Genomic DNA, 23573 nt, shown 5'->3' with positions numbered 1-23573 from the left:
GGTTCGCCAACTACATCCTGCCGTTGCAGATCGGCTCCCCGGACGTGGCGTTCCCCCGGTTGAACGCCTTCTCCTTCTGGCTGTTCCTCTTCGGTGGCCTGTTGGTCATGGCCGGGTTTCTGACCCCGGGTGGGGCGGCCGACTTCGGCTGGTTCGCCTACACCCCGCTGTCCGACGTGGTGCACTCCCCCGGCCCGGGGGGCAACCTGTGGATCGCCGGGCTGGCCGTGTCCGGTTTGGGCACAATTCTGGGCGCGGTCAACATGGTGACCACGGTGGTCTGCCTGCGGGGCCCGGGCATGACGATGTTCCGGATGCCCCTGTTCACCTGGAACATCCTGCTGACCAGCCTGCTGGTGCTACTGGCGTTCCCGATCCTGACCGCGGCCCTGTTGGGGCTACTCGCCGACCGCCTGGTGGGCGCCCAAGTCTTCGCCCCCGAGCACGGTGGCCCGATCCTGTGGCAACACCTGTTCTGGTTCTTCGGTCACCCCGAGGTCTACATCGTGGCGTTGCCGTTCTTCGGCATCATCACCGAGATCATCCCGGTCTTCAGCCGAAAGCCCATCTTCGGCTACAAGGGCCTGGTCTTTGCGACGCTGAGTATCACGGCCCTGTCGGTGGTGGTCTGGGCACACCACATGTACGCCACCGGTGCGGTGCTGCTGCCGTTCTTCGCCTTCACCACGTTCCTCATCGCCGTGCCGACCGGGGTGAAGTTCTTCAACTGGATCGGCACGATGTGGCGGGGATCGGTGACATTCGAGACCCCGATGCTGTTCAGTATCGGGTTCCTGGTGACGTTCCTCTTCGGTGGCCTGTCGGGTGTGCTGCTGGCCGCGCCACCCTTGGACTTCCACGTCTCGGACACCTACTTCGTGGTGGCCCACTTCCACTACGTGCTCTACGGCACGATCGCCTTCGCCACCTTCGCCGGCATCTACTTCTGGTTCCCGAAGATGACCGGGCGCATGCTCGACGAGCGGCTGGGCAAGCTGCACTTCTGGACCACCTTCCTCGGCTTCCACGGCACGTTCCTGGTCCAGCACTGGCTGGGTAACGAGGGCATGCCGCGGCGCTACATCGACTACCTTCCCAGCGACGGGTTCACCACGCTCCACACGATCTCAACGATCGGAGCGTTCGTGTTGGGCCTGTCGGTACTTCCCCTGCTCTACAACGTGTTCAAGAGCTACCGGTTCGGCGAGGTCGCCGACGTGGATGATCCGTGGGGTTTCGGCAACTCGCTGGAGTGGGCCACCTCCTGCCCGCCCCCGCGACACAACTTCACCGAGCTGCCCCGGATCCGTTCCGAGCGTCCCGCGTTCGAACTGCACTACCCGCACATGGCCGAGCGCATGCGGGCCGAGGCGCATAGCGGGCTTCGGGGCGCTCGTGCGGAGGCAGAGCACCCGAAGGCTCCTTCCGAGGCTGCCGCCGACGCCGTGACGCCCGACGAGGACGAGGGCAAGAACCCTGGTGGGGACAAGCAATCCGGCGAGAGCTGAGCTGGTCCACTGCGGACGCCTGTCCGCAGCGGACTTGTCCCCGACCGTCAGGCACCCGACCGGCGCCGGTAGGCGCGGAACGCTACGCCGGCTGACACGAGCAGTAGGACCGTGGTGAACGCGCTGCCCTCGATGCCGAACCCACCACCGGTCAGCACGGCAGCGCTGTCCTCGTTGGTGCGGAAGCTCAGCAGCGACGCCTCGAGCTTCAGGTTGGAAACCGGCACGCCGTAGACGTTCCCCTGCATCCAGTTCCACACCGCGTGGAAGGCACACACGCCCCACAGGCTTCCCTCGGCCAGAGCCCACAGTGCCAGCAGCAGACCAACCAGGATAAGGTTGAGCAGCGGGAACAGGGCGAGCCCGCCGTTGAGGGCGTGCAGCACCGTGAAGACCAGCATCTGGACGATCACGGCCGCGACCAGCCCCCACTTCCGGAACGTCGCCTGCAGCAGATAGCCGCGGGTGAAAACCTCCTCGGTACTCGCCTGGATCGTGAAGCCCACCAGGGCCAGCACGACCGCACCCAGTTGTGCGGCGTGGAAAAGACCGCCATCGCTGCTGTCGAAGTGGGCCTGCCCGAGCAGCACGTTCAACAGGACCGGGACGGACATCAGCACGACGGCCACGGCGACGCCGAGCAGGATCGAACCACCGATCCGTTGTGCGGGCAGGAAACCCACGCTGCTGAACGGGCGCCGCTCCTTCCACCGGACCCACACGAACAGCAGGAGGGCGGGCCCCAGGAACGCAAGGGTGAAGGCGAGCTGGTCGGCCAGCGACATCGACCCACCGCCGACCACCCGCAGCTCGGCACCGAGCAGCGGGACGAGGACGATCACCCCGAGCGTCTGCCCGATGACGAAGGCGAGCACCACCACGAGGATCGCCACGATCGGCCCGGTCGGACGGCGGGCCAGGGACATCCCGCGCAGCAGCTCGCTCGGCAGCGGACCGCGAGTCGCGTCGGGCTGGTCGGTGCTCATGATGCCTCCTGGCGGTCGCGGCAGGGACGAACGCGATCGTCACGATGTCGTCGGCTCCGGCGTTCCGCATCCCCGCCACGCCGCAGGACGTGCCACGGAACCAGCAAGATCACGAGGACGGGTGGCGAGGGTGACCGCTGAAGTTCGGCGGGCAGCGCCTTCGGAAGGCACCCGCGCCACACACGGCCCGGCGACCCCGTTCAGCCGCTGACAAACGAGGTCCGATGCGGCCCGTGCATGCGATCGGGAAACCACCGTTGATGTTCGACATTGTCGAATAGATGCCGGCGGTGGCCGCGGACCGGGTGGCTCGCCATCTGACGCGAGGAGGGCTCGCGTTTTGGGGTGCGCTGCGTGTCGGGCCTTCATCGAGAACATCTCCTCTTGACATCGCGGCGCGTCGGACAGAACACTCGTCGGTGCCGATGTTCGACATAGTCGAACAAGGTTCGAATACGTTGGGGGCAAGTCGAACGGTGCGGGCACCTGGGGGAATGGCGGTGCTCCTACGCACCGTGCACTGGGAGGACTTCTGCGATGGCGTTATCAACCGAACTCGGCCTCGGGCACGTCGAGTTCCACGTCGCCAACGTGGCCACCACGGCCGCGTCCCTGATCAGCCAGTACGGCTTCCGTCCCATCGGCTGGGCCGGTTTCCAAGGCACCAGCCGGGACGGCTACTCGCTCGCCCTCCGGCAGGGCGGTATCGACCTGCTGTTAACCAAGGGGCTCACTGACCGGCACCCGGCAACCAGTTACGTCCAGACACATGGGGGCGGTGTCGCCGACATCGCCCTGTCGACACCAGATCCCGGCGCCGCGTTCACCACCGCGGTGGCCCATGGCGCGCAACCGGTCGCCGGGCCGGCCACGGGGCCCGACGGTCGGGTCACCGCCACGATCGCCGCGTTCGGCGACGTCGTGCACACCTTCGTCCAACCGGCGGAGACCGGCACGGCCGTCCCCGCCGGCTGCACCCCGATGCCGGACGCTGACGAACCGGTTGGCCCGGCCCTGTTCACCGGGATCGACCACTTCGCGGTGTGCCTGGAGCCCGGTCAGCTCGAGCCCACGGTGCGGTTCTACGAGCAGGTGCTCGGCTTCCGGATGATCTACGCGGAGCGCATCACCGTCGGCAGCCAGGCCATGGATTCCAAGGTGGTGCAGAGCGAATCCGGCCGGGTCACCCTGACCCTGATCGAGCCCGACACGACCGCCGACCCGGGCCAGATCGACGACTTCGTCAAGGACCACGGTGGCGCCGGCGTCCAGCACGTCGCGTTCGGCACCGACAACATTGTCCGCGCCGTGGGGCTGCTGCGTGACCGCGGCGTGGAGTTCCTGTCCACTCCCGGCGCCTACTACGACATGCTGGACCAGCGGCTGCGGCCGGCCGGGTACGACACGGCCGACCTCCGCAGGCTGAGCATCCTCGTGGACGAGGACCACGACGGCCAGCTGTTCCAGATCTTCACCCGCTCCACCCATCCTCGGCGGACGCTGTTCTACGAGGTTGTCGAGCGTATGGGCGCCCGTACCTTCGGTAGCGGCAACATCAGGGCGCTCTACGAGGCGGTCGAGGCCGAGCGGGTGCGGCCTGCGGAGCTGGCCGGATGAGCCGGATACCGGTCGAGGACGACTCCGCGGTCACCCGGTTCCACCTGGACGACCTGCAGGTCGCCGCCGCCCACGTCCTGCCCTCCCAGGTGTGGGACTTCGTGGCCGGGGGCAGCGGACGGGAACGCACCCTTGCCGCGAACCGGGCCGCACTGGACCGGCTCTACGTCATGCCACGGGTGATGACCGACGTCTCCGCGGTGACCATGGGAACCGAGTTGCTCGGCACGAAGGCGTCGCTGCCGGTGGCGGTGGCGCCCATGGCCTACCAACGGTTGCTCCACCCCGAGGGGGAGCTCGCCTCGGCCGCGGCGGCCGCCGCGGCCGGCATCCCGTTCACGGTGAGCACCCTCAGCAGCTACCGGATGGAGGACATCGCCGCGGTCGGTGGCGTGACCTGGTTCCAGCTCTACTGGCTCCGGGACAGGGGCCTGGTCACCGAGCTGGTCCGGCGGGCCGAGGACAGCGGGTGCCGGGCGTTGCTGGTGACCGTCGACGTGTCCGAGATGGGGCGGCGGTTTCGGGACCTGCGTAACGGCTTCGCGTTGCCACCCGAGGTTACGGCGGCGAACCTCGCACCCCAAAACGCATCCGGGGCGCACGAGCGTGGCGGCACCGGCTCGGCGCTGGCCACCCACACCCGCGCTCTCTTCCATCCCGGTGTCACCTGGGACGACCTGGCGTGGCTACGGGAACGAACCCGCCTTCCCTTGGTGCTGAAGGGAGTTCTCGATCCCGACGACGCCGATCTTGCCGCGACGTTGGGCGTGGCGGGGCTGGTGGTGTCCAACCACGGTGGCCGCCAGCTCGACGGTGCGATCCCCAGCATCGAGGCGTTGCCGGCGGTGCGCGACGCGGTCGCCGGACGCTGTGCACTCCTGCTCGACAGCGGGATACGGAGCGGAGAAGACGTGCTCAAGGCGCTTGCCCTCGGCGCATCCGGGGTCCTGCTCGGCAGGCCGGTGCTGTGGGGGCTCGCTCTCGATGGTGAGTACGGGGTCCGCGAGGCCCTGTCGATGCTGAGTGCGGAACTCAGCTCCGCGATGACCCTCGCCGGCTGCCCCGACGTCCCGACCACCCGGCGTCTCCGCGTGGTCGCCGACTCCCGGCCCGACGGTTCGGATCGATGGGAAGGAATCTGATGAACACCGTGTCCTTCACCCTCTCCGCCGACGAGGTGGAGTTACTTCCCTCCAACGAAGACGTGCTCTTCTACCAGGAACATGGCTGGTACCTCGCCAAGAAACTGCTGACCGACGACGAGGTGAACACGCTCGTCATCGAGAGCGAACGCTTCTATGCGGGGCATCGTGACCGCGAGCTGCCCATCCATCCGCCGCGCATCGCGTACTGGACCCCGGAGGAAGGAGACCGGCAGCGCCACAACGACTACATCCACTACGAGAGCGACGCGATCCGCCGCATCCTGACCAAACCGCTCATCGGTGCCGTCGCCGCGAGGCTCGCCGGTGCGGAGCTGGTCCGTGTGTTCCAGTCCACCCTCATCTACAAACCACCACGGCCCGAGGAGGAGAGCAACATCGTGCCGTGGCACTTCGACAAGCACTACTGGTCCACCAGCACGTCGGACCGCATGTTAACGGCCTTCATCCCGTTCCATGACTGCGACGAGCAGATGGGCACCATCACGATGGTGGATGGCAGCCAACGCTGGCAGGAGATCGGCGCGAACGACACGGTGACCCGGCACTTCGCCGATCGTGACAAGTCCGAGCTGGAGGATCTACTGCGGGAGAACGCCGCGTACAACGGCACCGAGGTGTGCAAGGTCCCGATGATGATTCCCAAGGGACACATGAGCTTCCACCACTGCCGGACCTACCACGGCAGTGGTGCCAACCGGGCAGCCGCGCCGCGGCGCGCCATCTCGCTGCACCTGCAGGACGGGGACAACCGCTGGCGGCGTTTCCCGCTGTCCGACGGATCGACGCTGACCTACAACCACGACTATGTCGTGCGTCGTGACGAGGATGGCGATCCCGACTACACCGACCCGAACTTCTGCCCGGTGGTGTGGACGGAGCGGACAGCGTGACCACGAACGTCGAGAGCCGCCCTGCGCTTCGCCGGGCCGACCTGCACTCCGCGCTCGAGGATCCGGCGTTGCTGTCGATGAACTTCCTCAACGAGGTGGCGAACCGGTTTCCGGACGCGATCTCCTTCGCGCCGGGCCGGCCCTACGAGGAGTCCTTCGACACCGAGGCGTTGCACCGGTACCTCCACGCATTCTGCAACTATCTGGAAAAGGAGCGCGGCCAGGACCCCGCACAGGTGCGACGGACCCTGTTCCAATATGGACGCACCAAGGGGATCGTGCACGATCTGATCGCCCGTCACCTCCACGTCGACGAGGGGATCGAGGTCGACCCGGAGTCCGTCGTGGTCACCGTGGGCTGCCAGGAGGCGTTGTTCCTGGTGCTCCGCGCGCTGCGGCGCGACGAACGGGACACCGTCCTGGCGGTCAGCCCGACCTATGTCGGGCTGACCGGGGCTGCTCGCCTGCTCGACATGACGGTCTGTCCGGTACGGGACTCCGAGGTCGGGGTGGACCTGGACGACCTGGTCGTGCAGATCCGCGCCGCCCGCGCAGCAGGACTGAATCCCCGTGCCTGCTATTTGGTCCCGGACTTCGCCAACCCGAGTGGCGTGACACTGAGCATCGAGGCCCGGCGGACATTGCTCCGTATTGCGGCCGAGGAACAGCTACTGTTGCTGGAGGACAACCCCTACGGATTCTTCCGTGCCAGCGGTGAGCGAGTGCCCACCCTCAAGGCGCTCGACACCGAGCGCCGTGTCGTCTACCTCGGTTCGCTGGCCAAGACCTGTTTTCCGGGCGCCAGGGTGGGTTTCGCGGTCGCCGACCAGCTGGTGGCGCACGATGACGGCAGCACGAGCTTGTTCGCAGACGAGCTGTCCAAGATCAAGAGTATGTTGACGGTCAACACGGCACCGATCAGCCAGGCGATGGTCGGTGGGAAGCTCCTCGAGCACCATGGAAGCCTGCTGCGCGCCAACTGGATGGAGATCGAGGTGTACCGCCGCAACCTCACCCACCTTTTGGAGGGCTTGGAGAAGCGGTTCCACTCGGCACCCGACCTGGGGTGGAACACCCCGAGCGGTGGCTTCTTCGTGGTAGTGACCGTGCCGTTCCGAGTCGATGACACGTTGCTGGAGCACTCCGCCCGTCGACACGGGGTGCTGTGGACACCGATGAGTCACTTCTACGACGGCGCAGGTGGCGAGAACCAACTCCGCCTGTCGTGCAGCGTGCTCACGCCGGAACAGATCGATGACGGGTTGGACCGACTCGCCAACCTGGTCGACGAGCAACGCTGGTGCGTCGGCGTGGATCAGGAAGGCGAACAGGACGGGTGAACGCGATGACGAGCGCGATGACCGCGATGACCGCGATGACAATGATGTGTGAGGGGAGCCGGTCGTGCCGCTGATCAGGGTGTCGATGTTTCCTGGCCGGACCGAGGAACAGAAGCGGGAGCTGGTCGCTGAGCTGACCGAAGCGTTCCTGCGCACCTGCGGTGGGAAACGTGAAGGCGTGTGGGTTGTGATCGACGAGGTGCCCCGCGAGCACTGGGCGGTCGGGGGCCGACTCTCCTCGGAGCCGAGGGACAGCTGATGGGGGTGGCGGTACCGTCCGGGCTGGGCGAGCGACGTGCCACAGCCTGGACGGTCGCGTTGTTCACGCTGGTCGTGCTGTTGTGGGGCTCGACATGGATCGGGATCAAGCTCCAGCTGGGCACGGTGTCACCGGCGGTCTCGGTGGCCTACCGGTTCCTGCTTGCCGCGGCCTGCCTGTTCGCATGGTGTGCGGCACGTCGGCTCCAGCTGCGGTTCCCGGCGGGGGCGCACGCGCGGTTCGCCCTGGTCGGGTTACTCCAGTACTGCACCAACTATGTGCTGTTCTACTACTCGTCCGAGCACCTGGTGTCCGGACTGGTGTCGATCATCTTCGCGTTGTCGGTCGGCTGCAACATCGTCAACGGGTACCTGTTCCTGGGTCGACGGGTGCGGCCGTCGGTCGTGGTGGCGGCGCTGGTCGGGGTTCTTGGCCTGGTGCTGGTGTTCTCCGATGAGATCGGCGTCACCGGGGCCTCTGGTGCGGCTGTTCTCGGGGTGATCCTGGGCGTGGCCGGGACCCTGTCGTTCTCGTTCGGCAACATCGCGTCGTCGAAGAACCAGCAGGCCGGGTTGCCGATCGTGCCCGCCACGGCCTGGAGCATGCTCTACGGCGGTCTTCTCACGACGGTGGGATGTCTGGCGACGGGCCAGGAGTTCACCGTGGAGTTCAGCGTGCGATATCTGGTCGGACTGGCATATCTGGCGGTGTTCGGGTCGGCGGTGGCGTTCGTGGCGTACCTGACCTTGCTGGGCCGGATCGGGCCGGATCGCGCGGCCTTCGCCACCGTGGTGTTCCCGCTGGTGTCGCTGACGCTGTCCACCCTCTTCGAGGGATATTGCTGGACGGTTCTCGCCCTGCTCGGCGTGGCGGTGGTGCTGGCGGCGAATGCAGCGGTCCTGGTGGGACCACAGCTACGGGCAGCGCTCGGCGCTGTGGCCCGGCGCACGTGATGTGGTCGACGGTGGACGGGCGGTTGTGGACCCCCGGTGCACCGGCTGCCGACCTCGGCCACCCGGCCGCACGTCACGGGTGTGGTCCTGCCCGACCGGACCTTGCCCATTAGGGTCTTCACCGGCGTCATACCGCTCGTCCGCTTTGCTGGTTCGCTGGAGTGGGGGAACGCCGCAGCGCAGCCGTGAGCCGCCCCAGCAGGGCCGTAGCAGGCAGTAGGGCCGTAATAGGAGGTAGCCAGTGACCGAGCCCGGGCACGCCGAGGCCGCGGGGACCAGCACGACCACCACCCCCGCACGCGACGCCCAGCTGCTCGAACGCACCGTGTTCGAGGTCAAGCGGGTGATCGTCGGCCAGGACCGGCTGGTCGAGCGGATGCTGGTCGGCCTGCTCTCCCGCGGCCACCTGCTGCTGGAGGGCGTCCCCGGCGTGGCCAAGACGCTGGCCGTGGAGACCTTCGCTCACGTCATCGGCGGCTCCTACGCACGCCTGCAGTTCACCCCCGACCTGGTGCCCGCCGACATCCTGGGCACCCGCATCTACCGGCAGGGCAGCGAGACCTTCGACGTCGAGCTGGGCCCGGTGGTGGCCAACTTCGTGCTCGCCGACGAGATCAACCGCGCCCCGGCCAAGGTGCAGTCGGCGCTGCTGGAGGTCATGGCCGAGCGACACGTGTCGATCGGCGGCCAGACCTTCCCGATGCCCGACCCGTTCCTGGTCCTGGCCACCCAGAACCCGATCGAGAACGAGGGCGTGTACCCGCTGCCGGAGGCCCAGCGCGACCGGTTCCTGTTCAAGATCGTGGTCGAGTACCCCTCGGCCGAGGAGGAGCGGGAGATCGTCTACCGGATGGGTGTGCAGCCCCCGGCGGCCCAGCAGGTGCTCACCCCGGAAGAGCTGACCCGCCTGCAGGGCGTGGCCTCCCGGGTGTTCGTGCACCACGCCCTGGTCGACTACGTGGTCCGCCTCGTGGTGGCCACCCGGTCGCCGAACGAGAACGGGCTGTCCGACGTCGCCTCCTGGATCGCCTACGGCGCCTCGCCCCGGGCCACCCTCGGCGTGGTCGCCGCCGCCCGGGCGCTGGCGCTGGTGCGCGGCCGGGACTACGTGTTGCCGCAGGACATCGTCGACGTCGTGCCGGACGTCTTCCGGCACCGCCTGGTGCTGTCCTACGACGCGCTGGCCGACGGCGTGCCGGTCGACCACATCGTCACCCGTGTCCTGCAGACCGTGCCGCTGCCGCAGGTGTCGGCCCGGCCGCAGCCGGCCTACCCGGGCCAGCAGCCGGCGCCGCACGGCGCGGCGCAGCAGCACCCGGCGCCCGGCCAGGCGGTGCAGAACCAGGCCACCGCGCAGGGCCAGCACGGTGCGGCACCGGCCAACGTCCAGCACCGGCAGTGACGGGGGAGGGGGCCGCGGTGGCACCCGAGGCGACATCCACCGGGCCGGGGCGTGGGGAGCGGCCGTCCCGGCCGTCCTGGGCTCCTCCGGCGCTGGCCGAGGGCCGGATGGAGGCGGCACTGCGCGCCCTGGAGCTGACCGTGCGCGGCCGGTTGGACGGCCTGCTGCAGGGCAACCACCTGGGCTTGGTGCCCGGGCCGGGCAGCGAGCCCGGTGAGGCGCGGGTCTACCAGCCCGGCGACGATGTCCGGCGGATGGACTGGGCGGTCACCGCCCGCACCACCGAGCCGCACATCCGGGAGACGGTCGCCGACCGCGAGCTGGAGACATGGCTGGCGGTGGATCTCTCGCCCAGCCTCGACTTCGGCACGGTGGCCTGCGAGAAGCGGGAGCTGGCGGTGGCGGCGGTCGCGGCCGTCGCGCACCTGACCCGGGGTGGCGGGAACCGGGTGGGCGCGCTGGTGTCCACCGGCGAGCGGATCGAGCGGGTGCCCGCGCGCGGGGGCATGGCGTACGCGCGCGGCCTGGTGCGGCGCATCGCCGAGCTGCCCCGAGCGCCGGAGGGAACCCGTGGCGACCTGGCCGCGCTGCTCGAGCAGCTGCGCCGACCGCCGCGCCGGCGCGGGCTGGCCGTGGTGATCTCGGACTTCCTCGGACCCCTTGCGTGGGAGCGGCCGTTGCGGGCGCTGGCCGCGCGGCACGACATGCTCGCGGTGGAGGTGCTCGACCCGCGCGATATCGACCTTCCCGAAGTGGGCACGGTGGTGCTCGCCGACCCGGAGTCGGGCAAGCAGCGCGAGGTCCGCACCACGCCGCTGTTGCGGCGGGAGTTCGCGGCCGCCGCCGGGGCACACCGGGAGCGGGTGGCGGGCGCGCTGCGCCGGGCCGGCGCCGGGCACCTGACGTTGCGGACCGACTCGGACTGGGTGGCCGACGTGGTCCGGTTCGTGATGTCGCGGAAGCGGCGCTGGTCTGGAGGAGTGGCTTGATGGGCCTGGCCCTGGGCGGTTTCACCGCCCCGTGGTGGTTCGCCCTGCTGTTGGTGCTCGGTGTGCTTGCGGGTGGGTACGTGTGGGCGCAGGTGCGGCGCCGGCGCAACGTCATGCGGTTCACCAACCTGGAGCTGCTGGAGAAGGTGGCGCCACGGAGGCAGGGCTGGTACCGGCACCTCCCGGCGGCGTTGTTGGGCGTGGCGCTGTTGTTGTTGACGGTGTCGCTGGCCGGGCCGACCACGACCGAGCGCGTGCCGCGCAACCGGGCGGTGGTGATGCTGGCCATCGACGTGTCGCTGTCGATGAAGGCCACCGACGTACAGCCCACCCGCCTGGAGGCCGCCCAGGTCGCGGCACGGTCCTTTGTGGACGACCTGACGCCCGGGGTGAATCTCGGACTGGTGACTTTCGCCGGTACCGCAACGGTGTTGGTGTCGCCCACGACGGATCGCGAAGGTGTCCGGCAGGCGATCGACGGGTTGCGGTTGGCCGAGTCGACAGCGACCGGTGACGCGATTGTCGCGTGCCTGAACACCATCGAGCAGTTCGGGAAAGTCCTTGCCGGGGCGGAGGGCCCGCCACCGGCCCGCATCGTGCTGATGACGGACGGCAAGGAGATGACCGGCACCACGACCGCCTCGGCGGCGGCGCGGGATGCCGCCAAGGCACGGATCCCGATCTCGACGATCTCGTTCGGGACGTCGGGCGGCGTGGTGGACATCGAGGGGAAGCGCGTGCCGGTGCCGGTTGACGACGACGCGATGCGGGAGATCGCGGAGATCTCGGGCGGGGAGTTCCACAAGGCGGCCAGCGCCGAGCAGCTGCACAGGGTGTACGACACCCTGGGGGAGCAGATCGGGTACGAGAACAAGCAGATTGACGCGAGCCGGCCCTGGGTTGTGCTGGGGACGTTGAGCGCCATCGTCGCGGTGGGTGCGGCGTTGCTGACCGGAGGCCGGATTCCGTAGTCATACGGGCGCCTCGGCGGGCGTTGGTCGGAGGGTGAGCTCGACCTCGCAGACGCGGATGACGGCGTTGCGATCATCGTCGAGCCGCCACAGGACGATGCGCCAGCGCGGGTTGCCGGAGTCGTGCAGATGCGGGCGGAGGACGAGGAACTCGGTGGCCACCTCGCGGGCGTAGGGCCCGGCCACGTCGGCGAGCGGTTGGCCGCGCTTGCGCCACAGGTAGAAGCCGTGGTCGTTGACGTCTTGGTGAGTGACGAGCTGACGACGTCCCCGCACCACCCGGAAGAACTCCAGACGATGCCAGTCATGGCGGTACATGGCTGCCTTTCACGGAGCTGAAGGATCTGAGACCGATTTCCGAGGTCTTCGGAGGACTTGCAGCAAGCCCTGAACTTGCTGCAAGGCTGCTACCTTGCAGCAAGATCGGCAATGCCACTTTTGGGGAACGAGTGCCGCTCTTACGGGCGGCCTAGGGTGATCGCTATGACAGGCAGCGCACGTGCACGCGGGCTGGGAGCGGAGCTTCGGGAGCTCCGGCGGGCGACTGGGCTGAGCATGAAGGAAGTCGGGGTTCGGGTCGGACTGTCAGAGGCGACGATCAGCCGTATCGAGACCGGCCTTCGCGAGATCACCGAGGCCGAGATCGCCGCCATCCTGGAAGCCCTTCGCGTCGATGGCGACACACGTGACCGATTGCTGGTGCTCGCTCAGAAGGCCGACGAACCGCGTTGGTGGGAGGTCGGCCATCCCGGGCTCCCTACACAGCTCACTGCGTTGATCGAGTTTGAACGGGATGCCGTGCGCATCGAGCACCTCGCCGTTCTGCGGATCTCGGGATTGCTTCAGACCCCGGACTACAGTCGTGCGATCTTGAGCGCTGCAGGGGTGCCGGCCAACGAAGTCGAGCCACTGGTGACCATCCGGCGAGGCCGGCAGACCGTCCTCGCTCAGGAGGAGCCTCCGGAGTTCCGGGTGATCATCGATGAAGCGGTGCTGCGTCGACCTGTAGGCGGTCGCAAGGTCATGGTTGCGCAGTTACGTCACATCATCACCGTCTCGCGGCTACCGAACGTCACGATTCAGGTGGTTCCCTTCGGGTGCGGGGCGCACACGGGTCTCGATGGCGGCCATGTCTTGCTGGAGTTTCCGAAGGCACGACCGATCGTGTACCTCGAACATCGGAGTTGTGGGTTGTTCCTGGATGATCCCGACGATGTTGCGCCGTTCGTTGAGGCCACGGATAGCCTCCGCCGTACCGCGTTGAGCCCTGCCGAGTCGGTGGGGCTGGTAGCTGCGTGCGCTGACGAGATGGAGGACGGATGAGGGCTTCAGGTCGGGCAAAGTGGCGGAAGTCCACCCGCAGCGGGTCCCAGGGTGAGTGCGTCGAGGTGGGGTACTTACGTCGGCCTGGTTGGCGGAAGTCGAGCCGGTCCAGCGGCCAGAACGGTCAGTGCGTCGAGGTGGCCCACTTGGCCGGGGTCGGCTGGCGGAAGTCGAGCCGCAGTGCTGGCAATGCCGCATGTGTCGAGGTCGGGTACTCGCCTGATCATGGCTGGCGGAAGTCGAGTCAGTCCAGTGGCCAGAACGGCGAGTGCGTCGAGGTCGGTGCCGTCGAGTGCTTCACTGCCCTCCGCGACAGCAAGAACCCGGGAGGCCCAGTCCTCCTGATCAACCCCTCCGCCTTCACCTCCCTCATCCGGAGCGTGAAGGCCGGCCGGCTCGATCTCTGATCCCGTTCAGCGTGCCTCGACCTGGGGCAACCTGTCCGTCTCGCTCAGCGTCACGCCGCGCTCGGGCACCAGGCCGAACTGCACCAGGGGCCGCCGGCCCACGCCTCCGAGCAGCCAGTCGGCGGCCACCCGGGCCCGCCCGGACGGCAGCGCGAGCAGGTGATACCCGCGTGCCACCACCCACGCCAACCTGCCCGAGATCGGCACGTGAAACGGATTGGCGACGGCTTGGCCACCCCCGAGGTCGACGACGAACCCGCGCTCGCGGTACCGGTACCGGCCCGACACACCGTGCCCGAGCGAGGCGGCCACGTTCCGGCCGGCCAGTCGCCCCTGACGCTGCGCGTGCTGCGCCGTCATCGGGGTGGGCTCGTCCGGCTTGGCGGGATCGGGCACCGCCGCCGCGTCACCGGCCGCGAAGATGTCCGCCCGCCCCGGCACCGCGAGCCTGCGATCGACTTCCACCCGCCCCTTGCGGGTGGGCAGCCCGAGCGCGTCGACCAGCGGGTCCGGGCGCACGCCGACGCACCACACCGTGGTCCTGGCCGGGATGTCGCTGCCGTCGCTGAGCCGGACGTGGGTCGCCGTCACCTCGGTCACGGTGGTCTCCAGCCGGACGTCCACGCCACGCTCGCGCAGCACCTTCAACGCCGGGCCCGACAACCGCTCGTCCAGGTTGGGCAGCACCCGGGGCGCCACGTCGACCAGCACCCACCGCACCTCGTCATGACGCAGTTCCGGGTGGTGCTGTAGCGCCTCGCGGGTGAGCAGCTCACCCTGCGCCACCACCTCGGTGCCGGTGTACCCGGCGCCCACCGCGACGAAGGTCATGCGGGCGGCACGCTCGGCGGGGTCGTCGGTCATCGCCGCGAGCTCGAGCTGGCGCAGCACGTGGTCACGCAGGTAGATGCTCTCCGCGATCGACTTGAAGCCCTTGGCGTGCTCGGCCACCCCGGGTACGGACAGCAGGCGTGTCACGGCGCCGCAGGTCACGACGAGGCGGTCCCAACCGAGCTGATGCGGCTGGCCGTCGGCGTCGACCATCGTGCAGGTGCGGTCCCGGGTGTCGATGTCGCGGGCCTCCCCGAGCAGCAGGCGGGTTCGCTGGAGGGTGTTACGCAACGGGACCGCCACCCGGCGTGGGTCCAGCACCCCGGCCGACACCTCGGGTAGGAGCGGGACGTACAGCATGTAGTCCGCCGGGTTCACCGCCACCAGCTCGGCGGCGTCAGCCGGCAGCCGGCGCTCGAGCTCCCGCAGGCAGTGGTAGCCGGCGAAGCCCACGCCGAGGACGAGAACCCGCGGACGACGACGTTGCGGTACCCGGTTGATCGTGGTGCCCATGATGTGACCCCCGGCTCGACTGTCCGCTGCCCCCTGTGGGACTACCCGCGGCCGGCCGGGTGCAAAGCGTGCCCGGCCAGGCCGGGCAGCACGCAGACGTCCGGTTCACCGGATCCCGGCAGTGACGGCTCGCACGAACAGCGGCAGGAACTGCCGCTCCAGCTCGCCGACGGGCAGCTCGTCCGGTTCCACGAGGGACTGCAGGATCCCGCCCTCGCGGATCGCCGTGGCCAGCCGTGCCACCATGACCAGGTCCACCGGTGGTTTCGCGCCGATGTGTTCGAACAGCAGCTCGAGTATCCGCACGATCCTGTCGCGCACCTGTGCCTCGTGCTCGGCGAGTCGGGCTGCCGTCTCCGGGTTGCGTGCGGCGTACAGGGAGAACTCGGTGGACACCAGGTACCACCGGCGTTCGTCGGGGTCGCGCACGCTGGCCCACTCCGTCAGTGCCTTGCCCGGATCCGTGGCGTTCGTGGCACGGACCAGTGCCTCGGTCAGATCGTCCAGGGTTTGCTTGCTGTGCCGGTCGAACAGGGCCAGGAACAGTTCTTCCTTGCTCGTGAAGTTCGAGTAGAACGCGCCCCGTGTGTAGCCGGCGCGGTCGCAGATCTCCTCGATGGACGCGCCGTAGAAGCTGCGTTCGGCGAACACGTCCAGGGCCGCGTCGAGCAGCCTGGCCAGCGTCTCTGGACGCCGCTTCGTCGGACCCTTCGGCATCGTCGTCTCCCCGGTTGAGCACGCTGTTCTGGAGCATGGATTCCACGTGAGTGTATCCGATACCCAGTCGTATCGATGCAGGTGGAAGGCGGTTCGCGATCGCTAAGGTGCGGCTTGACCGTTCTCGGTGTGACATGGGCCATTGGCCTCCGCCCGAAGAGAGGGCATACACTCACGTATCCGATACGGAGACGTATTCGTTGGAGTCCCTGCTGTCCCGAGGCGTCGTGGAGCGGTTGACCGCCCGCCGCTACGGGCTCTGAATACGGGTTGTAGGTCAGCCTGGGAGGGAGTGGACCAAGGCTATGGATGCCGATGTCATCGTGGTGGGTGCGGGCCTGGCCGGCCTGGTGGCCACCTATGAGCTGGTGCGGGCCGGTCGGTCGGTGCTCGTCGTGGAGCAGGAGAACGAGAACAACCTGGGTGGGCAGGCGTTCTGGTCACTGGGTGGGCTGTTCTTCGTGAACAGCCCGGCGCAGCGACGGCTGGGGATCAGGGACTCCTACGAGCTGGCGCTGCAGGACTGGTTCAGTTCCGCCGGCTTCGATCGTGAGCGGGAGGATCACTGGCCGCGGCAGTGGGCGCAGCGCTATGTCGAGTTCGCCGCGGGGGAGAAGTGGGCGTATCTGCACCACCTCGGGGTGCGGATCGTGCCCACGGTGGGATGGGCCGAGCGCGGGAGTGGCACCGCGGCAGGGCATGGCAACTCGGTGCCGCGCTTCCACATGGCCTGGGGAACCGGACCCGGTGTGCTGGAGGTGTTCCGCGACCGTGTCCTGGAGGCGGCCCGGGCCGGTCTGGTCTCGTTCCGGTACCGGCATCAGGTGGACGAGTTGCTGGTGACCGACGGAGCCGTCCACGGGGTGTGTGGGACCGTGCTGGAGCCGTCGACGGCCCCGCGAGGTGTGCGGTCCTCGCGTACCCCGGTGGGGACCTTCGAGTTGCACGCGCAGGCGGTTCTGGTCACCTCCGGCGGCATCGGCGGAAACCAGGAGCTCGTCAGGAAAAACTGGCCCAGCTGGCTCGGCACACCACCCCGGAACATGCTGACCGGTGTGCCCGCGCACGTCGACGGGCGGATGCTGGAGATCGCCGAGACCGCGGGCGCCAACATCGTCAACCGGGACCGGATGTGGCACTACACCGAAGGTGTTGCCAACTGGAACCCGATCTGGCCGAACCACGCCATCCGGATCCTCCCCGGCCCCTCCTCGTTGTGGCTGGACGCGACCGGACAACGGCTGCCCGCACCGTACTTCCCAGGTTTCGACAACATGGCCACCTTCAAGTACATCCGTGACACCGGCTACGACCACACGTGGTTCGTGCTGGACCAGACGATCGTCGAGAAGGAGTTCGCGCTCTCCGGCTCCGAACAGAACCCGGATATCACCAGCAAGAGCCGTACTGCGGCGCTCGGCCGCATCCGCAAGGGGGCTCCCGGTCCGATCGCGGCGTTTTTGCGCCATGGGGAGGACTTCGTGGTCCGCAGCACCCTGCGGGAGTTGGTGGACGGGATGAACGCCGTCACCGCAGAGCCCCTGCTGAGCTACGAGCGGGTCGCGCGGGAGGTGCTGGCCCACGACCGCGAGCTGGGCAACAGCTACGGCAAGGACCTGCAGATTGCCGCCATCCAGATGGCGCGGCGTTTCTACAGTGACCGCCTGGTCCGGGTCGTCAAGCCACACCGGCTGCTCGACCCGCGACACGGCCCACTGATCGCGGTACGGCTGCGGCCGCTGACCCGCAAGACCCTGGGTGGCCTGGAGACCAACCTGGACTCCCAGGTCATCCGCCCCGACGGCAGCACCTTCGACGGCCTCTACGCCGCGGGCGAGGTCGCCGGGTTCGGTGGCGGCGGCGTCCACGGCCACAACGCTTTGGAAGGAACCTTCCTCGGCGGGTGCATCTTCTCCGGCCGCACCGCCGGCCGCGCGCTCGCGCGTGCGCTTGCCTGACGGACCGGGGTGGCCGCACGGCCGCGTCCTCGCGCGGCCAGCCCTTCCCAGCATCCGTACCACTGAAAAGGACATCTCATGCAAGCATCCTTCGCTGCCTACCAGCACGAAATCTACGCGCAGGGACTCCAGGGGCACACTCCCGAGATCACCTGTAATCTCGAGGCTCTGGAAGACGCGGCACGCAGCCACCTGGAGCCCGGCCCGTTCGGCTACATCGCCGGTGGCGCCTCCACCGGCGCGACCATGCGGGCCAACCGGGAAGCCTTCGACCACTGGCGGATCGTGCCCCGCATGCTGACCGGCGCCACCACGCGGGACCTCACTACGACCGTCCTCGGCCAGACCATGCCGGCCCCGATCCTGCTGGCACCGATCGGGGTCAACTCCATCGCCCACCCCCACGGGGAACCCGCCGCCGCCCGCGCGGCGGCGAGCCTCGGCATCACCATGGTGATGTCCACGGCGTCCTCATATTCCATCGAGGACGTGGCCGCCGCCGGCGGCGACGGACCACGCTGGTTTCAGCTGTACTGGCCCGACGACGACGCGGTCTGCGTCAGCATCCTGCGCCGCGCCCGGGACGCCGGATTCACCACCCTGGTGGTCACCCTGGACACCTGGACCCTGGCTTGGCGGCCATCCGACCTCGACCAGGCCTACCTGCCGTTCATCCGCGGAATCGGCACCGCCGTCGCCTTCTCCGACCCCGTCTTCCGCACGATGTTGGACCGGTCACCGGAGGAGGACCCTGTCGGGGCGTCGCTGCGCTGGATCCCCATGATCAGCCGCACCTGCCGTGGCTGGGATGAGCTTCCCTTCCTCCGTCAACACTGGGACGGCCCCATCGTGCTCAAGGGCATCCAGCATGTCGACGACGCCCGCCGCGCCGTCGAGGCCGGCATGGACGGCATCGTGGTCTCCAATCACGGCGGCCGCCAAGTCGACGGGGTCATCGGGTCGTTGGACGCCCTGCCCTCCATCGTCGACGCGGTCGGGGACAAGCTGGAGGTGTTGTTCGACTCCGGCGTGCGCACCGGAGCCGACGTCATCAAGGCGTTGGCCTTGGGCGCCCGCGCGGTGCTGCTGGGACGCCCCTACGTCTACGGGCTCGCCCTCGGCGGCGAAGCCGGGGTACGACACGTCCTGCGATCCATCCTCGCCGACCTCGACCAGACCCTCGGACTCGCCGGATACCGCACCCCCACCGAACTGGGCCCCGACGCTCTCATTAGGGCGCCCCGAGCGTGATGGGGCAGGACGGCAAGATTTTCCGCCCCGTGCCGTGGAGGCCGGGGGCACCGGCCGGAAGATCCCCACACGGGACATAGCAGGGCCCCGGAGCGACCGGGGGGCCAAAACAGTCGCTCCGGGGCCCATTTCCACCGCGCCGGCCCGATACCTCTTGGCGCAGGGGGAGGGAGGTGGGCGCGCTCCCAACGAGGGGAGAGCCGGGCCGGCAGCGGTTGGCTAGGGGGAGGGGACGGGTGTGCCGCGGGCCGCCGGGATGCGCGGCTCGGCGTGTCCCGGCGCCGCCTCCGGCTTGCGCCCGGTGATGAGCAGGTGGAAGTCGAGCAGGCCGGACAGCAGGGCCAGTGGGTCCGGAACGGCCCGGGCACACAGGTAGGCGGAGGCGTTGGCGTGCGGCTGGGCCTGGCAGCCATCGGGGCAGGTGCCGGCGTCCAGGGCGCGGATGACCGCCTCGGTGGCCAGCCACGCCGGCGCGCCGACCACGGCCTGGTGCCGCAGCCCCTGCAGGTACTGGTAGGCGTCGCTGACCAGGCAGGTGTGCACCGGGGTGCCGGTCAGCAGCGAGCGTGCCGTCTCCACCGCCTCGACCACGGCGTCCCACCAGTCCCGGGTGACGGCGGTGGGCAGCTGCCGCAGGCACCAGGCCAGCAGTCGGCCGCTCTCGGCGGACCCCGGTGCGGTGCGGTGCCCGGGTCCGGAATCCGGGTCATCGGTGGCGTCGGCCAGCCGGGGCAGCACGGCGCGCAGCCGGTCCCCCTCGGAGTCGGGCAGGACGTCGGCGACCCCGCGGGCCGCGGCGGAGAGCACGGTGTCGGCCCGGCTCGCGGCCGCGAGGTAGTCCGCCCACGGCCCGTCCATGGCGGGGGAGGCCCCGTCGGGGGTGGGGGTGGCCTCGTTCGTCCAGGTGCGGCCCATCGGGGTGGGGCGACGCTCCTGCAGTGCGACGGGGCCGTGGGCGGACAGCGGGGGAGTCATCGCGGGTCCCTGCTGGCGTGAACGGGGGAGGGGAGCAGGTCCCGCGGGTCGGACAGAGGCGCCTCGCACTCCTTGCGCCAGCTCCCGACGTGCACCCACTGCCGGCCCCACGAGTACGTGGCGAGGACCGTGGGCCGTACGCAGCGGTGGCAGGGCTGGGGCGTCGAGTCGATGTACATCTCTGTCACTCCGTCCGGGGTGGGTCCCGGTTAGTGGGGGAGCGGTGTCGGATTCGTCGGTCAGTAACGAGGCTGCCCCGCACTTGGAGTAAAGACATCCGTCAGGTGGCGGAGATACGGGTGGTGACATCACCACGCTCAGTCGTGGGCGGCCGCCTGCAGCCGGGAGACGGTGGCCGCGAGCTCGACGCGGGAGGACAGCCCCAGCTTGCCCAGGATGCTGGAGACGTGGGACTGGACCGTGCGCCGGGACAGGTACATCCGGTTGGCGATGGCCGGGTTGGACAGCCCCTCGGTGACGTAGCGGGCCACCTTGCGCTCGGTGTCGGTGAGCGCCGCCCACCCCGTCTTCGGCCGACGCCGGGGCGCGCGGATCCCGTGCCGCAGGCCGGCGTCGCGGAGCCGGGCCTCGGCGCGGGCCAGGTCCCACGCCGCGTCGAGCTGGGTGTATCGGTCCAGTGCGTTGCTCGCCGCGTCCCGCGCCCGCGCGGTGTCGCCGGCCCGGGCCAGCAGCACCGCCGCGTGCTCGTAGGCGAGGGCCTGGTAGAGCGGGCGGTTGGCGCGGCGGAAGTGGCCGGCCGCGGCCAGCAGCCGGTCCGGGCTCTCCTCGAGCAGGCCCCGGGCCAGCTCGCCGGAGCCGAGGATGCTGGGCGTGCGTTGCCCGGTCGGGTGGTCGTCCAGGGCCTCGGCGACGATGCGCAGCCGGTCCCGGTCGCCCAGTGCCGCGGCCAGCCGTGCCACATCCGGGCTGACGTGGTGTAGCCGTGCCTGGGGCACGCCGGCCACCCCCTGGTGCCAGGCATCGAACAGCTGGTCGAGCGCCTGCTCGGGGTGCCCCTCCGCCTCCAGGGCCAGCCCCCTGGCCCACACCAGCCAGTACTCGTAGAGCCGGCCACCGGTGCCGGTCAGCGGCGCCGCCTCCGCTTCCCGCAGGCAGCGCGACAACATCGCGAGATCACCCCGGTGCACGGCGATCAATGCCTGCAGCCCGTTGATCCCCGCCCGGGTGACGCCGAACAGGTCGAGGGTCTGCCGGGCGGCCTCCAGCTCGGCCACCGCGTCGTCCCAACCACCGAGAAGGTACCGGGCGACCGCCTTGCCGACGTGGTAGTTGGACAGGTAGGTGCCGCCGATCCCGGGGGCGATACGCATTCCCGCCTCGAACGCCTCGTCGGCCTCGGCCAGCCGGTCGCTGTCCCGCAGGGCGAAGCCGAGCACGATGTGCAGCATCAGCAACTGTTCCGGTTCGGTGTGCTCGGGGCTGGCCCGCCGCCGGCACTCGGCCAGCAGCTCGATCGCCTCGTCATAGTGCCCGGCCAGGTAGCGGATGGTGCCCACGCTCAGCAGGGTCTCCGGGATACCCGGCTCATCCCCGTACGCCCGGGCCGTCTCCTGGGCCCGGTAGGCCATCGCCTCCGCGTCCTCGGTCCGGCCGACGGTGTACATCGTGATCGCGCCGTAGGCCTGCAGCCGGGCCGCCTCCACCGGGCCGAGGCGGCCGGAGGCGAGCGCGAGCTCCACCTCGTGTAGTGCCTCCGGGGAGCCCCCCTCGAAGGCAGCACGTACCAGGACCCACCGCAGTTCCGCCTCCAAGCGCGGATCGGTGACGGTGGGCAGGGTGTCGCGTGCCTCCTGCTCGGCCGCCTTGAGCTGACCGCTGGACAGCAACGCGGTGCACAGCTTGACCCGCAGCGCCGCCGCCCGCTCCTCGCCCGCGCCGAACAGGTTCAGCACCCGGCGCAGCAGCTCCACCGCCAGCGCCGGCGCCCGCGCGATGAGCCGGTCCCCCTCAGTCTCCAGCCAGCCGACGATCGCCTCGCCGGGGGAGGCGGTGCCCTGCAGCAGGTGCTCGGCCACCCGTTCCACCGGTGCGCCCGACCCGGCCAGCGCCTGCCCCGCCTGCATGTGCAGCGCGGCCCGCAACGACGCCGGGACGTCGTCGTAGAGCGCGTGCCGGATGAGGTCGTGCCGGAACACCAGGTGCTTGCCGGAGGTGGTGAGCACGCCTGCGGCGATGGCCTCCTGCAGTGGCTCCACCAGCGTCGTCGGCGGGCGGTCCAGCACGGTGGCCAGGTCGGCGCTGTCGAAGGTCGAGCCGAGCAGGGACGCCATCCGCAGCACGTCGAAGGTGGGGCGGGGCAGGAAGCTCAGCCGGTGCAGGATGGCCTCGCCCAGGGAGGGCGGCACCTCCGTGACGGTGGCCTCGACCTGCCCTTGGCGCGGCTCGATCCGGCCGTCCCGGGCCAGCGCGTCGACCAGCTCGGTGATGTAGAGCGGGTTGCCGCCCGCGGTCCGCGCCACCAGGCCGGCGAGCTCGGGGCCCGGTGGGTGGCCGACGAGCCTGGCGATGAGCTCGATGGTGGCCGGCTCGCCCAGCGGTGGCAGGCGCAGCCAGGTGGCGGAGTGGGCCTGCATGCCGCGCCGGAACTGGTCCAGGTCCGGGCTGCGCGGCACGGTCCGGCAGGCGCCGAGCAGCAGCAGCGGGAGCTGCTCCACCAGCCGGCCCAGCCGGTGCAGGATCAGCAGGCTCAGCCGGTCCGCCCACTGCAGGTCGTCCACGGCCAGCACCAGCGGGCCCTCCGCGCACCAGTCGTCCACCAGGTCCAGTACGGCCTCGACCAGGCCGTACTGCGCGTCGGTGGTTCCGCTGTGCCGGTTGCCGGGGCCGCCGCGGAGCAGCCGCTCGATCTCGGCGAGCCGGGGGTCCGGGGAACCCAGGCCGAGGCCGAGCGCGGTCGCGATGGCCCCGAACGGCAGGCGCTGCTCCAGCTCCTCGGCCTGACTGTGCAACACCCGCAGCTCGCGGTCGCGGGCGCTGGCGATCACGGCGCCCAGCAGCGCGGTCTTGCCCAGCCCGGGCTCGGCCTCGATGACACCGGCCCCGCCACGGCCGGACGCCACCCGCTCGACCAGCTCGCACAGCCGCTCGAGTTCCTCGGCGCGGTCCACGAGGGCGACGGGGTCGGGACCGCGGTACGCCTGCCGGTCGATCGTGCCTCGCTCTCCAACAGCTTGGTCGGCTCCTACAGCGGCGACGGAAACCATCCGGCCGAGCAAGCTCCGCCCCGGTGGAGGGCCGAATCGTCGACCTCCCACAGTAGGCCGTAGCCGGCTGATCGGCCCATATTTCGATGACAGGCGCATTGAAACAGTGGGCGGTGACATCCCGGCGCTCGCTTACCACTGGTTGAGAACCCCGTGGTTGAACCCGAAGAAATTTCATAATCCTGTGGTGATTGCCCGGTCGTGCCGGCGGATCCACCAGGCGGCCCCGGCGGTTCCGCACGCCAGGACCCCGGTCGTGCGGTGATCAAGCTCGACAAGGGGTACACCGGGGG

General features: G+C 69.5%; 20 protein-coding genes. 14 read left to right on the top strand and 6 right to left on the bottom strand.

Features of this window, described 5'->3' with window-relative positions:
* The coding region (locus tag IEY55_RS10300; RefSeq protein ID WP_189056429.1) for a cytochrome c oxidase subunit I at positions 1-1508 on the top strand (1508 nt) is incomplete at its 5' end.
* A gap of 47 nt (positions 1509-1555) precedes the next feature.
* On the opposite strand, the gene IEY55_RS10295 is transcribed toward IEY55_RS10300, so the two are convergent.
* Positions 1556-2494, bottom strand: a complete 939-nt coding sequence (locus IEY55_RS10295) for a CPBP family intramembrane glutamic endopeptidase (protein WP_189056428.1) — start codon at positions 2492-2494, stop codon at positions 1556-1558.
* Positions 2495-3031: 537 nt separating this feature from the next.
* Between IEY55_RS10295 and hppD the strand changes: the two genes are divergently transcribed.
* The 9 genes from hppD (at position 3032) to IEY55_RS10250 (ending at position 12081) form a co-directional block, all read left to right on the top strand.
* Positions 3032-4111 carry a 4-hydroxyphenylpyruvate dioxygenase gene (hppD, locus tag IEY55_RS10290; protein ID WP_189056426.1) on the top strand — a complete coding sequence of 360 codons (1080 nt, stop codon included), beginning with the start codon at positions 3032-3034 and terminating at the stop codon, positions 4109-4111.
* On the top strand, positions 4108-5253 hold the full coding sequence (locus tag IEY55_RS10285; RefSeq protein WP_189056424.1) for an alpha-hydroxy acid oxidase: 1146 nt from the start codon (positions 4108-4110) through the stop codon (positions 5251-5253). Before hppD ends, IEY55_RS10285 begins: the two co-directional genes overlap by 4 nt.
* Positions 5253-6167, top strand: coding sequence for a phytanoyl-CoA dioxygenase family protein (locus IEY55_RS10280; protein ID WP_189056422.1), 915 nt, complete (start codon positions 5253-5255; stop codon positions 6165-6167). The genes IEY55_RS10285 and IEY55_RS10280 overlap by 1 nt, the downstream gene beginning before the upstream one ends.
* Entirely contained in the window at positions 6164-7507 is a 1344-nt protein-coding gene (locus IEY55_RS10275) for an aminotransferase-like domain-containing protein (RefSeq protein ID WP_373289990.1), read from the top strand. The genes IEY55_RS10280 and IEY55_RS10275 overlap by 4 nt, the downstream gene beginning before the upstream one ends.
* A 64-nt stretch (positions 7508-7571) precedes the next feature.
* Positions 7572-7766, top strand: a complete 195-nt coding sequence (gene thmT, locus IEY55_RS10270) for a 2-hydroxymuconate tautomerase (protein WP_189056420.1) — start codon at positions 7572-7574, stop codon at positions 7764-7766.
* Entirely contained in the window at positions 7766-8719 is a 954-nt protein-coding gene (locus tag IEY55_RS10265) for a DMT family transporter (protein WP_189056418.1), read from the top strand. Before thmT ends, IEY55_RS10265 begins: the two co-directional genes overlap by 1 nt.
* A gap of 241 nt (positions 8720-8960) precedes the next feature.
* The gene (locus IEY55_RS10260) at positions 8961-10121 is read left to right on the top strand and encodes an AAA family ATPase (RefSeq protein ID WP_189056416.1); all 1161 of its coding nucleotides are present in this window, start codon (positions 8961-8963) and stop codon (positions 10119-10121) included.
* 17 nt (positions 10122-10138) lie between these two features.
* Positions 10139-11110 carry a DUF58 domain-containing protein gene (locus IEY55_RS10255; protein ID WP_229686236.1) on the top strand — a complete coding sequence of 324 codons (972 nt, stop codon included), beginning with the start codon at positions 10139-10141 and terminating at the stop codon, positions 11108-11110.
* Between the two features lie 5 nt (positions 11111-11115).
* Positions 11116-12081, top strand: coding sequence for a VWA domain-containing protein (locus IEY55_RS10250; RefSeq protein ID WP_189056448.1), 966 nt, complete (start codon positions 11116-11118; stop codon positions 12079-12081).
* Here IEY55_RS10250 and IEY55_RS10245 read toward each other — a convergent pair whose 3' ends face one another.
* Positions 12082-12399: a hypothetical protein gene (locus tag IEY55_RS10245; RefSeq protein ID WP_189056414.1), complete on the bottom strand. Its 318-nt coding sequence runs from the start codon at positions 12397-12399 to the stop codon at positions 12082-12084.
* 111 nt (positions 12400-12510) lie between these two features.
* On the opposite strand from IEY55_RS10245, the gene IEY55_RS10240 reads away from it, so the two are divergent.
* Together IEY55_RS10240 and IEY55_RS10235 are read left to right on the top strand one after the other, a co-directional pair.
* Entirely contained in the window at positions 12511-13404 is an 894-nt protein-coding gene (locus IEY55_RS10240; protein WP_308424742.1) for a helix-turn-helix domain-containing protein, read from the top strand.
* On the top strand, positions 13401-13811 hold the full coding sequence (locus IEY55_RS10235; protein WP_189056412.1) for a DUF397 domain-containing protein: 411 nt from the start codon (positions 13401-13403) through the stop codon (positions 13809-13811). The genes IEY55_RS10240 and IEY55_RS10235 overlap by 4 nt, the downstream gene beginning before the upstream one ends.
* Positions 13812-13817: 6 nt before the next feature.
* Here the strand turns inward: IEY55_RS10235 and IEY55_RS10230 are convergent, their stop codons facing one another.
* Both IEY55_RS10230 and IEY55_RS10225 read right to left on the bottom strand, forming a co-directional pair.
* A complete protein-coding gene (locus IEY55_RS10230; RefSeq protein WP_189056410.1) occupies positions 13818-15155 on the bottom strand; it encodes an NAD(P)/FAD-dependent oxidoreductase in 1338 nt (445 codons plus the stop codon).
* Positions 15156-15260: 105 nt separating this feature from the next.
* Entirely contained in the window at positions 15261-15872 is a 612-nt protein-coding gene (locus tag IEY55_RS10225; protein WP_189056408.1) for a TetR/AcrR family transcriptional regulator, read from the bottom strand.
* Between the two features lie 305 nt (positions 15873-16177).
* Here IEY55_RS10225 and IEY55_RS10220 point away from each other — a divergent pair, with 305 nt between their 5' ends.
* Both IEY55_RS10220 and IEY55_RS10215 read left to right on the top strand, forming a co-directional pair.
* Positions 16178-17830 (top strand): FAD-binding dehydrogenase, encoded by a 1653-nt coding sequence (locus IEY55_RS10220; RefSeq protein WP_189056406.1) that lies wholly within the window; start codon positions 16178-16180, stop codon positions 17828-17830.
* A 78-nt stretch (positions 17831-17908) separates the two neighbouring features.
* The gene (locus IEY55_RS10215) at positions 17909-19081 is read left to right on the top strand and encodes a lactate 2-monooxygenase (RefSeq protein WP_189056404.1); all 1173 of its coding nucleotides are present in this window, start codon (positions 17909-17911) and stop codon (positions 19079-19081) included.
* 219 nt (positions 19082-19300) lie between these two features.
* Here the strand turns inward: IEY55_RS10215 and IEY55_RS10210 are convergent, their stop codons facing one another.
* Both IEY55_RS10210 and IEY55_RS10205 read right to left on the bottom strand, forming a co-directional pair.
* Positions 19301-20056 (bottom strand): hypothetical protein, encoded by a 756-nt coding sequence (locus IEY55_RS10210; RefSeq protein ID WP_189056402.1) that lies wholly within the window; start codon positions 20054-20056, stop codon positions 19301-19303.
* A 317-nt stretch (positions 20057-20373) separates the two neighbouring features.
* Positions 20374-23280, bottom strand: coding sequence for an ATP-binding protein (locus IEY55_RS10205; RefSeq protein ID WP_189056401.1), 2907 nt, complete (start codon positions 23278-23280; stop codon positions 20374-20376).
* Positions 23281-23573: the final 293 nt, after the last annotated feature.

Origin of the sequence: Longimycelium tulufanense (genome assembly GCF_014645795.1) — a bacterium.
Lineage (GTDB): Bacteria > Actinomycetota > Actinomycetes > Mycobacteriales > Pseudonocardiaceae > Longimycelium > Longimycelium tulufanense.
This window is presented reverse-complemented; position numbering and strand designations above follow the sequence as displayed.

Bases quoted from the DNA above. Each gene is read 5' to 3' on its own strand.
- IEY55_RS10295 (WP_189056428.1), bottom strand. From the start codon at position 2,494: ATGAGCACCGACCAGCCCGACGCGACTCGCGGTCCGCTGCCGAGCGAG.
- hppD (WP_189056426.1), top strand. From the start codon at position 3,032: ATGGCGTTATCAACCGAACTCGGCCTCGGGCACGTCGAGTTCCACGTC.
- IEY55_RS10285 (WP_189056424.1), top strand. From the start codon at position 4,108: ATGAGCCGGATACCGGTCGAGGACGACTCCGCGGTCACCCGGTTCCAC.
- IEY55_RS10280 (WP_189056422.1), top strand. From the start codon at position 5,253: ATGAACACCGTGTCCTTCACCCTCTCCGCCGACGAGGTGGAGTTACTT.
- IEY55_RS10265 (WP_189056418.1), top strand. From the start codon at position 7,766: ATGGGGGTGGCGGTACCGTCCGGGCTGGGCGAGCGACGTGCCACAGCC.
- IEY55_RS10245 (WP_189056414.1), bottom strand. From the start codon at position 12,399: ATGTACCGCCATGACTGGCATCGTCTGGAGTTCTTCCGGGTGGTGCGG.
- IEY55_RS10240 (WP_308424742.1), top strand. From the start codon at position 12,511: ATGCCACTTTTGGGGAACGAGTGCCGCTCTTACGGGCGGCCTAGGGTG.
- IEY55_RS10235 (WP_189056412.1), top strand. From the start codon at position 13,401: ATGAGGGCTTCAGGTCGGGCAAAGTGGCGGAAGTCCACCCGCAGCGGG.
- IEY55_RS10230 (WP_189056410.1), bottom strand. From the start codon at position 15,155: ATGGGCACCACGATCAACCGGGTACCGCAACGTCGTCGTCCGCGGGTT.
- IEY55_RS10225 (WP_189056408.1), bottom strand. From the start codon at position 15,872: ATGCCGAAGGGTCCGACGAAGCGGCGTCCAGAGACGCTGGCCAGGCTG.
- IEY55_RS10220 (WP_189056406.1), top strand. From the start codon at position 16,178: ATGGATGCCGATGTCATCGTGGTGGGTGCGGGCCTGGCCGGCCTGGTG.
- IEY55_RS10215 (WP_189056404.1), top strand. From the start codon at position 17,909: ATGCAAGCATCCTTCGCTGCCTACCAGCACGAAATCTACGCGCAGGGA.
- IEY55_RS10210 (WP_189056402.1), bottom strand. From the start codon at position 20,056: ATGACTCCCCCGCTGTCCGCCCACGGCCCCGTCGCACTGCAGGAGCGT.
- IEY55_RS10205 (WP_189056401.1), bottom strand. From the start codon at position 23,280: ATGGTTTCCGTCGCCGCTGTAGGAGCCGACCAAGCTGTTGGAGAGCGA.